Annotated in this window: 8 protein-coding genes, 2 pseudogenes and 1 riboswitch; of the genes and pseudogenes, 5 read left to right on the top strand and 5 right to left on the bottom strand. The window is 69.9% G+C overall.

Annotated elements, in window-relative coordinates:
• The first annotated feature begins 183 nt into the window (after window positions 1-183).
• Window positions 184-2,229 (top strand): DNA helicase RecQ, encoded by a 2,046-nt coding sequence (recQ, locus tag POF73_RS10355; protein WP_443049480.1) that lies wholly within the window; start codon window positions 184-186, stop codon window positions 2,227-2,229.
• Window positions 2,230-2,682: 453 nt separating this feature from the next.
• Here the strand turns inward: recQ and POF73_RS10350 are convergent, their stop codons facing one another.
• Window positions 2,683-3,621 carry a M56 family metallopeptidase gene (locus POF73_RS10350; protein ID WP_272114268.1) on the bottom strand — a complete coding sequence of 313 codons (939 nt, stop codon included), beginning with the start codon at window positions 3,619-3,621 and terminating at the stop codon, window positions 2,683-2,685.
• A 177-nt stretch (window positions 3,622-3,798) separates the two neighbouring features.
• Window positions 3,799-5,019, bottom strand: coding sequence for a fumarylacetoacetase (fahA, locus tag POF73_RS10345; RefSeq protein ID WP_272114267.1), 1,221 nt, complete (start codon window positions 5,017-5,019; stop codon window positions 3,799-3,801).
• 253 nt (window positions 5,020-5,272) lie between these two features.
• Between fahA and POF73_RS10340 the strand changes: the two genes are divergently transcribed.
• Both POF73_RS10340 and POF73_RS10335 read left to right on the top strand, forming a co-directional pair.
• Window positions 5,273-5,734, top strand: a complete 462-nt coding sequence (locus POF73_RS10340; protein ID WP_272114266.1) for a carboxymuconolactone decarboxylase family protein — start codon at window positions 5,273-5,275, stop codon at window positions 5,732-5,734.
• Between the two features lie 168 nt (window positions 5,735-5,902).
• Window positions 5,903-6,733: an HAD family hydrolase gene (locus tag POF73_RS10335; protein ID WP_272114265.1), complete on the top strand. Its 831-nt coding sequence runs from the start codon at window positions 5,903-5,905 to the stop codon at window positions 6,731-6,733.
• A gap of 17 nt (window positions 6,734-6,750) precedes the next feature.
• Here POF73_RS10335 and POF73_RS10330 read toward each other — a convergent pair whose 3' ends face one another.
• The 3 genes and pseudogenes from POF73_RS10330 to POF73_RS10320 all read right to left on the bottom strand — a co-directional run.
• The gene (locus POF73_RS10330; RefSeq protein ID WP_272114264.1) at window positions 6,751-7,482 is read right to left on the bottom strand and encodes a transglycosylase SLT domain-containing protein; all 732 of its coding nucleotides are present in this window, start codon (window positions 7,480-7,482) and stop codon (window positions 6,751-6,753) included.
• A gap of 5 nt (window positions 7,483-7,487) precedes the next feature.
• A riboswitch (cyclic di-AMP (ydaO/yuaA leader) is annotated at window positions 7,488-7,657 on the bottom strand.
• A gap of 289 nt (window positions 7,658-7,946) precedes the next feature.
• Window positions 7,947-9,814 (bottom strand): annotated as a pseudogene (locus tag POF73_RS10325) (CocE/NonD family hydrolase).
• Window positions 9,815-9,836: 22 nt separating this feature from the next.
• A pseudogene (locus POF73_RS10320) lies at window positions 9,837-10,718 on the bottom strand (oligopeptide:H+ symporter); the annotation flags it as partial.
• Window positions 10,719-10,946: 228 nt separating this feature from the next.
• On the opposite strand from POF73_RS10320, the gene POF73_RS10315 reads away from it, so the two are divergent.
• Entirely contained in the window at window positions 10,947-11,957 is a 1,011-nt protein-coding gene (locus POF73_RS10315) for a polyprenyl synthetase family protein (protein ID WP_272114263.1), read from the top strand.
• A 163-nt stretch (window positions 11,958-12,120) separates the two neighbouring features.
• Window positions 12,121-13,131, top strand: coding sequence for a CHRD domain-containing protein (locus POF73_RS10310; protein WP_272114262.1), 1,011 nt, complete (start codon window positions 12,121-12,123; stop codon window positions 13,129-13,131).
• The last annotated feature ends 117 nt before the right edge of the window (window positions 13,132-13,248 follow it).

Below are 13,248 nucleotides of genomic sequence, written 5' to 3'. Positions count from 1 at the left end.
TCCCTTTCCGCAGGGGTGCCGGGCCGCTTTGTGTCGAGTGCGCCCGTCCACCGGTCCTTCACCGAAGGCCATCGGTCGATTACGGGCGGGTGGGGCGCAAGCCTGTGGATAACTCCGGTGCTGTCGGTGGCGGCGCCTATCGTGGATGCAGTGGTCGAGGGACGACGTACGGGGGACATGGCGATGCGTGCGACGGGCGGGATCAGAGAGATGCCAGGGGTGACCGAGGTGGCAGCGGCGGCAGGCGCGGCCGGGAGCGAGGCGCTGGCCACGCTGCACCGGGTCTTCGGGTACGACGCCTTCCGGGGCGAGCAGGAAGCGGTCATCGAGCATGTGGTGGCGGGCGGGGACGCCGTCGTGCTCATGCCGACCGGCGGCGGCAAGTCGCTCTGCTACCAGATCCCGTCCCTGGTCAGACCGGGTACGGGCGTAGTCGTCTCGCCGCTCATCGCGCTGATGCAGGACCAGGTGGACGCGCTGCGGGCGCTCGGTGTGCGTGCCGGGTTCATCAACTCCACGCTGGACTTCGACGAGCGGCGGGTGGTGGAGGCGGAGTTCCTCGCGGGTGAGCTGGACCTGCTGTACCTGGCGCCGGAGCGGCTGCGGCTCGACTCGACGCTGGACCTGCTGTCGCGCGGCAAGATCGCCGTCTTCGCGATCGACGAGGCGCACTGTGTGTCCCAGTGGGGCCACGACTTCCGCCCCGACTATCTGGCCCTCTCGCTGCTCGGCGAGCGCTGGCCGGACGTCCCGCGCATCGCGCTCACGGCGACGGCCACGCGTGCGACGCACCAGGAGATCACCCAGCGGCTGAACATGCCGACGGCCCGGCATTTCGTGGCCAGCTTCGACCGGCCCAACATCCAGTACCGGATCGTGCCCAAGGCGGACCCGAAGAAGCAGCTGCTGAGCTTCCTGCGGGACGAGCACGCGGGCGACGCGGGCATCGTGTACTGCCTGTCACGCAAGTCCGTGGAGGCGACGGCCGAGTTCCTGACCCGCAACGGCATCGAGGCGGTGCCGTACCACGCGGGTCTGGACGCGGGCACGCGCGCGGCGCACCAGTCCCGGTTCCTGCGGGAGGAGGGCCTGGTCGTGGTGGCGACCATCGCCTTCGGGATGGGCATCGACAAGCCGGACGTGCGGTTCGTCGCCCACCTCGACCTGCCCAAGTCGGTCGAGGGCTACTACCAGGAGACGGGCCGCGCGGGACGTGACGGCCTGCCCTCCACGGGCTGGATGGCCTACGGCCTCAACGACGTCATACAGCAGCGCAAGCTGATCCAGTCGGGCGAGGGAGACGAGGCGTTCCGGCGCCGGGCCGCCTCCCACCTGGACGCGATGCTGGCGCTGTGCGAGACCGCCCAGTGCCGGCGCGGTCAGCTGCTCGCCTACTTCGGCCAGGACCCCGATCCGGTGGGCTGCGGCAACTGCGACACCTGTCTGACCCCGCCGGAGACCTGGGACGGCACGGTCGCGGCGCAGAAGGTGCTGTCGACGGTGGTGCGGCTGCAGCGGGAGCGCGGGCAGAAGTTCGGGGCGCTGCAGATCGTCGACATCCTGCTGGGCAAGCGCACGGGCAAGGTGATCCAGTTCGACCACGACCAGCTGTCCGTGTTCGGCATCGGCGAGGAGCTGGGCGAGGGCGAATGGCGGGGCGTCATCCGGCAGTTGCTGGCCCAGGGGCTGCTCGCGGTCGAGGGGGAGTACGGCACGCTCGTGCTGACGGAGGCCAGTGGGACGGTGCTGCGGCGGGAGCGGGAGGTGCCGCTGCGCAAGGAGCCGAAGAAGCCGGCGACCTCGCGGTCGGCGTCGGGTTCCGGAGGCTCGGGGCGAGGGGAGCGCAAGGCGAAGGCCGCGGTGGCGGAGCTGCCGGAGGCGCTGGTGCCGGCCTTCGAGGCGCTGCGGGCCTGGCGTGCCGAGCAGGCTCGGGAGCAGGGCGTTCCGGCCTACGTGATCTTCCATGACGCGACGCTGCGGGAGATCGTGACGGCGTGGCCGGCGTCGGTGCGGGAGCTCGGCGGCGTCAGCGGGGTCGGCGAGAAGAAGCTGGCCACGTATGGGGAGGGGGTGCTCCAGGTGCTGGGCTCCATGCGGGCGGAGTCCGATGCGGGGGCGGCGGCTGAGGTGGCTTCCGGGGCTGATCATGGGGTCGATCACGGAGCTGATCACGGGCCGGACGACTGGCCCGAGATGGAACCGGAGCCGGAGCCGGAGGACTGGGCCTAAAGGCTGTTGCAGAACGACGATCACAGTAGGATCCGGCCACCCGCGGCAAGATCAACTGCCCGATTGTGCGCCGATTTCCTCCGTCCTGACGGGGCCTTCGAAGCAGCTTTCTGGAGATCGGTCCGAGTTCTGCAACACGCTTTAGGCGTGGGGACTGGGGCCGGACGTCGGGACTGGTCTTAGGCTCCGGGATTGGTCCTCGGCGTCGGGAGTAGGCCTGAGCGTCGGGAGTGGGCCTGGGTGTCGGGACTGGTCTGAGGCGCTTGGAGTGGGCCTGGGCGCCGGGATTGGGTCTAGGTGTCGGGCTGGGCCTGGACGTCGAGGCTGGGTCTGGGCGTCGAGACTCGGCATAGGCATAGGCATAGGCATAGGCATAGGGGGGCGCGAGCGGGGGCGGTGACTGGCCCGCTCCGGCTATCTCGGCCTGCCCGGCGGCAGCCCCCGGCAGCGCGGTCAGCTCAACGCCGTCAGCCCCGGCGCGAACGTGATCAACAGGGGGAGCAGCGGCACCAGTGCCGCCAGCGTCGTCGTGAGGGCGCGGTGGCGGCGCCCCAGGCGCGGCGGCGGCTGGAGGAGGCGGTTGACGCGCTCGCCCAGCAGGCGGTTGGTGGAGGCGCAGGAGAGAACGCCCCGGTGCTGGTTGAGCTCGATCAGGGCCAGGGCCGTCGTCAGGTGACCGCAGCGGCGGGACGCGGTGTCGTCGGCGGCCAGTTCGACCAGGCGGTGGGTCTGGTCGCAGAAGTGGGCGAACAACGGGATGCGGGGGAAGCCGGTGGCAAGCGCGGTGGAGAGGTGCAGCAACCAGTCGTGGCGGGCTTGGGCATGGCCACGTTCATGGGTGAGGACGGCGTCCAGCTGGTGGTCGGTCAGGCGGTGCAGGGCGCCCGTGGTGACGATCAACTGGGGCGGGCTGCCGGGCATCCACCAGGCGTCCGGGTACTCGTCCTCCAGCACCAGCAGCGGGCCGCGCGCCGAGCCCAGGCCGGCAGGCAGGTCGGGGGCGCGTTCCCGCAGATGGGCCCTGGCCTGGCCGCGTCGCCGCCGGGCCTCGGCCAGCTCGCGGGCCAGCATCGCGGTCGTCCAGGCGGCCCCGCAGGCAAGGAGCACGGTGAGCGCGGCGGCCCAGGCAGGCGCGGCCGAGAGGTCGTACGCCTCGGTCACCGGCGGCGGTGCCGGAGCGAAGAGCTGGACGCGGACCGTGCCGAAGACGGCGGCGGTGCCCAGGGCCAGGGCTGTCAGGCAGCACAGCAGGACGGTGGCGACCAGGCACTGCCACACCCAGAGCGCGACCACGGGTTCCCGTTCGGGCCAGGTGGCTCGGGTCAGCGCGCGCGGGACGGGTACGGCGGCAGTCAGAGCGACGATGCTCAACAGGAGCAGGCAGGCGGTCATGCCAAGGGCTCCGGATCCTGGTCAGGGAAGGTGCGGGGGCGGCTGTGCGGGGCGGTGGGCCGCGAACGCCGATCGCTGTTCGCTTCCCACCGCCAGCCAGTATGACGGCGACTGTCGCAGGAGTCAGGGGGAAAGACCCGCCGAATACCCCGTCAGTTCCGGGCCGGAGTCACGGCGTCAGGCCGATACGACCCGCCCCGTGACCTCGCCCAGACCGACCCGCACCCCGTCCGGCCCGGGTGCCCACGCGGACAGCGTCACGACATCGCCGTCCTCCAGGAACGCCCGCTTGCCGTCCGGGAGTTCAAGCGGGTCCCGGCCGTTCCACGTCAGTTCCAGCAGTGACCCGCGCTCGCGTTCCGTCGGGCCGCTCACGGTGCCCGAGCCGTACAGGTCGCCGGTGCGGAGGGAGGCGCCGTTCACGGTCATGTGGGCGAGTTGCTGGGCGGCCGTCCAGTACATGGTGGAGAAGGGCGGTTCGGAGACGACGTGGCCGTTGATGGCCACGGAGATACGCAGGTCGTAGCCGCCGGGTTCCGTTTCGCCGCCGGAGTCGTCCAGGTACGGCAGCAGGGGGTGTGTCCGCTCCGGCGGTGCGACCCGGGCTTCGTCCAGGGCGTCCAGCGGGGTGATCCACGCCGACACGGACGTGGTGAAGGACTTGCCGAGGAACGGGCCGAGGGGGACGTACTCCCAGGCCTGGATGTCGCGTGCCGACCAGTCGTTGAGCAGGCAGAGGCCGAAGACGTGCTCGCGGAAGTCGCCCAGCGGAACCGGCCTGCCCATCTGCGACGGTGTGCCGACCACGAAGCCGACCTCGGCCTCGATGTCCAGGCGGACCGACGGGCCGAACACCGGCGCCGGGTCGGCGGGGGCCTTGCGCTGGCCGGACGGTCGTACGACATCCGTGCCGGAGACCACCACCGTGCCCGAGCGGCCGTGGTAACCGATCGGCAGATGCTTCCAGTTGGGGGTCAGGGAGTCCGCCGCGTCGGGGCGGAAGATCTGGCCGACGTTCCGGGCGTGGTTCTCGGAGGCGTAGAAGTCGACGTAGTCAGCGACCTCGAAGGGGAGGTGCAGGGTCACCGAGGACAGAGGGTGGAGGAGGTCCGCGATGGCCTCCTGGTGCGCCGGCACCGTCACCCACGCCGTCAGCGCGCGCCGTACGTCCGACCAGGTGGTGGGGCCCGCGGCGAGCAGTGGGTTCAGGGAGTCCTGCGCGAGCAGCGAGGCGTACGGCGAGCCGAGCGTGTAGGCCGCCTTGCCCGCGTCGAGGACGTGGTCGCCGAGCCGGACGCCGACCCTGCGCGCGGAGTCCGAGCCGGGGAGGGAGAAGACGCCGTACGGAAGGTTGTGCGTGCCGAAGGGGTCGCCCTCGGGGAGATCGAAGGGGGGCATGGGGTGCTGCCTCACTCTCATCCGCTCCGTATGCCATTGCCATGTGGTCGGGGCACACGTTACGGGTGAGTCGTCTGTCTTGGGCAGTGCCGACCTTGCGCGCGGATGTCGGCGAACCCCCTGGTAGCCGCATCGGGCCGGTGTTCCGGGGCGCGAAAAAAAATCTTCGGCCGACCGGTCACAACCAGGTCCTGCGCTCCGTCAGTGCAGTGAAGACGGAAACACGGAAGCACTGACACCGGAGGCGAGAACCATGCAGGCACGGATGACCAACCCGGCGTATGTCCTGTCCGGCGCGATGAAGGGGATCGGCACCCTCTTCCAGGCGATCGGCGAGGCCGGTCTGTCGCAGGAGCTGGCCGAGATCGTGGGGCTGCGCACGAGCCAGATCAATGGGTGCGGCGCCTGTGTGCACGGCCATACGGTCAATCTGCGCAAGGCAGGGACGAGCGACGAGCGGATCGACGCCGTCTCCGCCTGGCGCGATGCGCCCTGGTTCACCGACGCGGAGCGGGCCGCGCTGCAGCTGACCGAGGCGATGACGAGGCTCGCGGACCGTTCGCACGAGTCGGTGCCGGACGCGCTGTGGGACGAGGTGGCCGACCACTTCGACGAGAAGGAGTTGTCGGCGCTGATCCTCACCATTTCCGTTACCAACATGTTCAACCGCATCAACACCACCATCAAGGAGCCCGCGGGCACCACGTGGGGGTGAAATCGCCACAAGCGGAAGGAAGTTGCCGTGCGGAAGGGGCACTGCGGACAGGATCGCAGACAGAACCGGAACCAGAACGGCAACCGGAACAGGTGTCAACACATGTGAACACAGCAGCCGTCCGGTTCGCGTCGAGTCGATGGGGCGTCCTGTCCGTATTCTCTGATCATGGCCGCACCTATCGCATATTCACTCATCGCCACTGACCTGGACGGGACGCTGCTCCGAGGCGACGACACGCTCTCGGACCGGTCCATCGACGCCCTCGCACTGGTGGCGGCGGGCGGCGCCCAGCACCTCGTCGTGACGGGGCGGCCGGCGCCCCGAGTGCGGCCGCTCCTCGACGACTTGGGCAGCATGGGGCTCGCGGTGTGTGGACAGGGCGCGCAGTTGTACGACGCCGGTGCGGACCGTCTGCTGTGGTCGGTCACCCTGGACCGGGAGTTGGCCGAGACCGCGCTCGGCAAGATCGAGGCCGAGGTGGGGCAGGTCTACGCGGCCGTGGACCAGGACGGTGTCGACGGGCTCACGCTCATCGAGCCCGGGTATCTGATGCCGCACCCCACCCTGCCCGCCGTGCGCGTGCAGCATCGGGACGACCTGTGGTGCGAGCCGATCAGCAAGGTGCTGCTGCGCCATCCGAGCCTCTCGGACGACGAGTTGGCGGCGACGGCGCGCTCGGTGGTCGGCTCCCTGGCCACCGTCACCATGTCGGGGCCGGGCACCGTCGAACTCCAGCCATGTGGCATCACCAAGGCGACCGGTCTCGCGCTCGCCGCCGAGCATCTCGGCCTCGGCCCGCACCAGACCATCGCCTTCGGGGACATGCCCAACGACATCCCCATGTTCGACTGGGCCGCCCGCGGTGTGGCCATGGCCAACGCCCACGCCGAACTGAAGGCGGTCGCCGACGAGGTCACCCTGTCGAACGAGGACGACGGCATCGCCGTCGTCCTCGAAAGGCTGTTTACGAGCAGCCTGGCCGATTTCACCCAATAAGAACCTTTTATTCTGTCCTAGTAAGGCCCGTTCACGTTGTCGATCGAGCCGTAGCGCGCGGCGGCGTAGTTGCACGCGGCCACGATGTTCGCGACCGGGTCGAAGGGGTCGAACACCGTCCCCGGCACGTGGTAGGTCGCGAAGGTCGGGTCGATGACCTGCAGGAGGCCCTTGGACGGGGTGCCCGCGACAGCGTTGGAGTCCCAGTTGTTCATGGCGCTCGGGTTGCCGGACGACTCACGCATGATGTTGCGGTGAATGCCATCGTATGACCCGGGAATTCCGTTCTGCGACATAATGTCCAGAGCGTTGCGGATCCAGCCGTCGAGGTTGTTCGGGTACGACTTCACGGAGGCCTGGGTGGCCTTGGCGACGGCGGACTTCTTGGCGGGCGCGGACGCCTTGCCGGCCGTCGTGCTCGCCTTCTTCGTGGCCCGGACCTCCAGGTCGAGGCCCGTGTGGATCAGCCGGGGGTCGTCGCCGATGGCCTTGCGGTTGTCCTTGTAGAGCTGCCGCCAGCCGCCCTGGGCGTCGTACCGGTCTGCGATGTCGTAGAGCGTGTCGCCCTTCCTCGTGGTGTACGTGACGGACGGGACCTTCGCCGTGGTGGCGGTCTGGGCCGGTTCCACGGCGCTCGCGGCGGTCGCGCCCAGCAGCGGGAGGGCGAGGGCGGCGGTGCCGGTTCCGGCGACGACGGCGTGGCGGGTGAGCGGGTTGGTGCGGGGGCGGCGGTGCTTGCCTCGGGGCATGGCGCAGTTCCTCTCCGACGCCTGCGAGGTGAGCTGTCGGGTTCGGGCGGGGAGGTGCCCGGTCGTGCCGTCCTGTGGCGGCGCGACTTCACCCCGAGCCGCTCCGGTGCGCCATCAAGGCGTCCGGTCCGGCGACTTACCTGGGTCCCCCGCTCCTGCCGTGCGTGTGTGAGTGCGTGGGTGGGTGGGTGACTCGGGCGGCGGCAGGATTCGGCGTCCGCCCGACGTGCGGGAACGTATGCGAGAGCACATGCCCGGAACAAGTGCCATCGGTGCCTGTCGTGCCGGTTGACCATGGTCTGGTGTGTATGGGGCGCTTGATCCTTTGCGGTTGCCAAGCCTCAACTTGGGCTTGATGCAAGGGGAGACGGGGTGCGCCGGGCCGGGCGCGCCGTCCCTGCCGCGTGACTCAACTCACTGGCGTCCACAAGAGCGGCAAATAGGGCAATGGCTCCAACTCGCAGTTATTCGGCTGTCCGTGGAGTCCGTTTCTCCCGTGTTCGGCGGAAGAGTGCCTCTTCGCCCTCCAGGTGAATCCCCTCGTTGGGGGTGGTGAAATATCCCTTTTCGTGGCTGATATCCGAGCGCGTGCGCACGGTGGTGTCCCAGGCCGACTCGGGGCGGTGCCGGCGGATCGACCAGTCCGAGCGGTGCGGGCCGACAGGGGATCCGATTCGTTGATCGTGTACGTCTCCAGCGCGTCCTCGGTGGACTCCAGACCGTCGGGGTACACGCGCGTGCCGCCGTAACGGGGTCAACCTCCATGCGCCACTCGCCCTTGGCCAAGTCCCGTACGACGAGTCGCTCGGGACGCGGTTCGTCCAGCGTGATGGGGGGTTCACGCCGAGCGGTTCCGCCTGCTCCGGTTCCTCGAAGGTGATCGCTGTGTCGTTCGCCGTCTCGTCCAACGCGCGTGCGCGTACCGGAACTTCCAGGGAACTCCCCGCCGGTTCCAGGGTGAAGCCGGCTCCCACGGCGCCGTGCGGTCCCGGCCGTGGCGCGCCGACAGGTTCAGCATGCCCCGTGTGACCAGGGTGGACGAGCCGTCGGGTGCCACGTCGCAGAGCCGCGCGACGACTGCCCGCGCGGCACCTCCGACGTCAGCCGTAGCCGCAGCCTCGGCCGCCCCAACACCCGGGTCTCCTCGCCCACTTCGAGGTCGAAGTACGCCGAGCGCACGCGTCCTCCTCCCGCTGGTCGGGCGGCAGGTCGGCGTCGTTGGCGAAGGGGAAGAAGCGGTCGGCGTCGAGGCCGGTGTGGATGGGGGAACGGACCAGGACGGGGGCGCCCTGGCAGGCGTACGTCATGCCGCGCACGTGGGGAGAGGGCCAGGCCGGCTCGCCGACCCAGCCGCCGGGCACCGTGGCCGGGCGGTGCGAGTCGCGGACGTACGAGCGCAGCAGGGGCCCGGCCATGACGCCGGTGTCCACGCCCTTGAGTCAGTGGTCCCACCAGCGCAGGGTCTCCTGGAGGAAGCCGATCGCCGGACCCGGCGGCAGGCCCCGGTCGGGGTACTGGTGCGACCAGGGGCCGATCAGGCCGCGGACGCGGTCGGCGGGGAGGTGTTCGACGAGGCGCAGGACGGTGTCGCGGTACGGGTCGTGCCAGCCGCCCACCGCCAGGACGGCGGCGTCGATCGTGCCGCAGTCCTCGCAGACGCTGCCGTGGCGCCAGCAGTCGTGGCGGGTCTGGTGCTCCAGCCAGGTGTGGATGAACGGGTCGACGGACTCCAGCCGCTTGAGCCACATGTCCCGCCAGGCCTCACCGACGTACCGCGGGTCGGGCGGACGGGAGACGAAGGCGAGCATCGTCGCGGCCCAGGCGTGCATGTCGACCGCGAGGAACGGAACCTCCCATGTGGTGCACGTCGTTGTCATAGCGATCGTCCGTGGAGCAGACGGTGACGATCGCCTTGAGCGGCCCGGGCGCGAGGGCCGCGATCTGAAGGGAGTTGAAGCCGCCCCAGGAGATGCCGAACATGCCCACCCGTTCGTTGCGCCAGGGCTGGGCGGCCGGCCAGTCGACCGCCTCGACACTGTCGGCCAGTTCCGTAGCCGAGTACTCGTCCGTCGGCCTGCCCTCGCTGTTGCCGTGCCCCCCGCACGTCCACGCGTACGGAGGCGTAGCCGTGGCCTGCGTACCAGGGATGGCGCTGGTGGTCGCGCGGTGCGGTCCGGTCGGTCAGGCGGTACGGCAGGTATTCCAGGAGCGCCGGTACGGGCTCGTCGGTCAGCGGGCGCCACACGCGCGCGTGGAGCAGTGTCCCGTCCGGGAGCGGGATCCAGAGGTCGTCATGAGTCGTCTCGAAGGGGAAGGACGTACGGATGTGCATGAGCGGGCCCCCCGTCAGGTCGGTGCACCGGGTGCATCGTGCGGCGCAGCCGGCCTGCAGAGGCCGGCACGGCCGACCCTGCCGCCACCGCGATCGCGCCGTTGACGCCGAAGCGGGCGGGCTTGGAGACGCCGTCGTAGAGCTTCAGGTGGTCGTCGGAGGGGTGCCCGGACGTCGGCAGCACCATCAGCAGGAACGACAGGCCGCCGAGGACGACGCCGGTCGCGATCTTGTTGGACGCGTGCGGCCGGCGGTGCCCGAACTCGGCGGCGTGCCTCCGTCCGGCCAGGTGGCGGCGGCCGACGACGTACTGGGCCAGGCCGAGGGGCATGCCGATCGCGGCCGCCGAGAAGCCCCAGTGCCGGCCCCTGCGGTCGCCGAGCCGGCCGGTGGCCGGCGGGCCCGCGAAGGCGCCGATGTCGATCGCCAGGTAGTAGAGCGCGAAGCCGGCGTCACGGCGGTCGTCGTCGGTGCGGTGGGGCTTGCCGACCATAGTGGTGACATTGGGTTTGAGCAGGCCCGTGCCCGCGCTGATCAGGCCGAGGCCCGACCAGGTGAAGGCGGCGGTCGGCACCACCATGGCGTAGTGGACGCAGGCGATCAGGACGCCGCCCCACAGCACCGCGCGGTACGAGCCGAGGATGCGGTCGGCGAGCCGGCCGCCGGCGACGGAGACGAGACAGACGAGGGTGCCGTGGGCGGCGGACACGGAGGCGGCAGTTCCGGCCGACATGCCCATACCGCCGGAGGAGACCGTGTCGGCGAAGTTCAGCACCAGGATGGCCTGCATGCCGAGGAACGAGAAGCGTTCCCAGTCCTCCAGGCCGGACAGGGCGAGCAGGCCTCTGGGCTGGCCGAACAAGGCGTGGTGGTCGCGGGGCGGGGGCCCGTTGCCTGGCTCGATGCCGACGTCGGTTCAGGACACGGCCCGCTACTTCACTGTAAATGGATAGATGTCCGGCCTTATCAGGTGATCAAAAACATACCGGTCGTGATCCGATACCGCCCGTGGTGGACGGGTGGGCGGCATCGGTGATCGAAACGTGACCGGATACGCTGACTTGAGTGATGGCAGCGACCTATCGACAAACCGTGTAACCGCCAGTGGACACCAGCAGACAGGAGACCCCTCGTGACCGTCGTCGGGCCGTTCGGGCTGAGCGTGCGGGACCAGGCTCTGGAAGCCGATGTCCAGGCCGGATTGGCGGCTGTCGAGGAGGGACTGCTCGAAGCCACCAAGAGTGAGGTCCCCTTCATCACCGAAGCCGCCCAGCATCTGGTGCGAGCGGGTGGGAAGCGGTTCCGGCCGTTGCTTGTGATGCTCGCTGCCCAGTTCGGGGATCGCTATGCGCCGGGCGTCGTACCGTCGGCCGTGGTGGTGGAGCTGACCCATCTGGCGACGCTGTACCACGACGACGTGATGGACGAGGCGGCGGTACGGCGCGGGGTCGACAGCGCCAACGCCCGCTGGGACAACTCGGTTGCCGTGCTGACCGGGGACTTCCTGTTCGCGCGCGCGTCGCACATCCTCGCCGACCTCGGGCCCGAGGCGGTGCGGGTGCAGGCCGAGGCGTTCGAGCGGCTGGTCACCGGGCAGATCCTGGAGACGGCGGGGCCGCAGGACGGGCGGGATCCGGTGGAGCACTACCTCGATGTGCTCAGCGGGAAGACCGGGTCGTTGGTGGCGGTGTCGTGCCGGTTCGGGGCGATGATGTCGGGCGCCGACGAGACGGTGGTCGATGTGCTGACCCAGTACGGGGAGCGGCTGGGCGTCGCCTTCCAGTTGGCGGACGACGTGCTGGACATCGCGAGTGAATCCCGTGAGTCCGGGAAGACGCCCGGGACGGATCTCCGGGAGGGGATTCCGACGCTGCCCGTGCTGCGGCTGCGGGAGCGGGCCGAGCGGTTGGGGCTGGCGGAGGATGTCGCGCTCCGCGAGCTGCTGGATTCCGACCTGAGTGACGACGCGCGGCTCGCGGAGGCGTTGGCTCAGCTCCGGGTGCACCCGGCGTTGGAGCAGGCTCGGCGGGACACGGTGCGGTATGCGGAGGACGCGCGGGCCGCGCTTGCGCCGCTGCCGGACGTCGACGCCAAGGCCGCGTTGATGGAGCTGTGCGACGCGGTGGTGCATCGGGCCGGGTGAGGGGGGCTCGCCCCCGGATTGATCCGGCTGACCCTGGCAAGTCATCTGTGATGCACGTCACAATTCTGGACTGAGTCCAAACTAAGATCCTCTCCGTATGAATGCCCAGAAGCTGACGCAGGGGGCGTCAGCGGCATTACGGGGAGAAAACAGAATCATGGGCATGGACGCGACGTACTCGAAGCGCCGTAAGAGTCTGATCGTCACCGCTGTCGCGGTGGTCGCCGCCGGTGGTGTCGCCGCCGCGGTGATTCCCGCCTTCGCCGCCGGGGGTGACCGCACCGACCACGCGGGCCACGCCGGAAGTGACGCGCAGGGGATCGTGAGCCAGAGCGGGGCCCTCAGCGGCGGCAGCGGGGGCACCGTCCTCGCCGCCTCCCTCCGTGGGGCGAACGAGGTGCCCGTCGAGGGCGGGCCCGCCGTCGGGGACAAGGACGGTGCCGCCCTGGAGTTCGTGAAGGTCAAGGACGACAAGGTGTCCGTCGCCGTCGCCTGGCGCGGCACCGGCAAGCCGACCGCCCTGCACATCCACCAGGGTGCCAAGGGCACCAACGGCGGCATCAAGGTCGACTTCGGCGGCCTTCTCGGCAAGAGCAAGGGGCACAGCGTCACGGGCACCGTCACCGTGAAGGACCCCGCCGTCCTCAACGCCCTGAAGACCGACCCGAGTTCGTTCTACGCCAACCTGCACACCGCCGAGTTCCCGGGCGGTGCCGTGCGAGGCCAGCTCCACAAGGTCACCGTCGCCAAGTTCGACTTCGGCGACGCGCTCGACAACTTCCAGGCATCCGTCATCAAGGGCAAGCAGATCTACGAGTGCAAGCCGGCCCAGGGCGGCGGGTACGCCTTCGCTCAGCGGGACGTCAGCGCCGTGCTCGGCGGCGGTATCGCGCACTCCTTCGTCGCGCCCAACTCCGGTACGCCGCAGTGGATCGCGCGGGACGGCAGCGCGGTGACCGGGTCCGTCATCTCCAAGACGCCGAACGGCGACAAGAACATCCCGGAACTCGACCTGAAGGCCACTCAGTCCGGCAAGCACCACGGCCTTCTCGCCGACACCGCCGAGATCATGCGGCTGAACACCGTAGGGGGTGTGGCCCCGGCCGGCTCCTGCACGGCGGGCGACATCGTCGGGGTGCCCTACCAGGCCGACTACGTGTTCATCAACGGCTGACAGCGCGCACGCACAGCGGCGTCTTCCCACCAACCCCTACGGGTCGGGGGAGGCGCCGCCTCCGTGTGTCATACCGCAGGTGTACGAGGAGTTGGCTCCGGAGGTTGACGAATCTCC

Source organism: Streptomyces sp. HD (genome assembly GCF_028369295.1).
Lineage (GTDB): Bacteria > Actinomycetota > Actinomycetes > Streptomycetales > Streptomycetaceae > Streptomyces.
This window is presented reverse-complemented; position numbering and strand designations above follow the sequence as displayed.

Coding starts and splice junctions, on each gene's coding strand:
- recQ (WP_443049480.1), top strand. CDS start 184: ATGCGTGCGACGGGCGGGATCAGAGAGATGCCAGGGGTGACCGAGGTG.
- POF73_RS10350 (WP_272114268.1), bottom strand. CDS start 3,621: ATGACCGCCTGCCTGCTCCTGTTGAGCATCGTCGCTCTGACTGCCGCC.
- fahA (WP_272114267.1), bottom strand. CDS start 5,019: ATGCCCCCCTTCGATCTCCCCGAGGGCGACCCCTTCGGCACGCACAAC.
- POF73_RS10340 (WP_272114266.1), top strand. CDS start 5,273: ATGCAGGCACGGATGACCAACCCGGCGTATGTCCTGTCCGGCGCGATG.
- POF73_RS10335 (WP_272114265.1), top strand. CDS start 5,903: ATGGCCGCACCTATCGCATATTCACTCATCGCCACTGACCTGGACGGG.
- POF73_RS10330 (WP_272114264.1), bottom strand. CDS start 7,482: ATGCCCCGAGGCAAGCACCGCCGCCCCCGCACCAACCCGCTCACCCGC.
- POF73_RS10310 (WP_272114262.1), top strand. CDS start 12,121: ATGGACGCGACGTACTCGAAGCGCCGTAAGAGTCTGATCGTCACCGCT.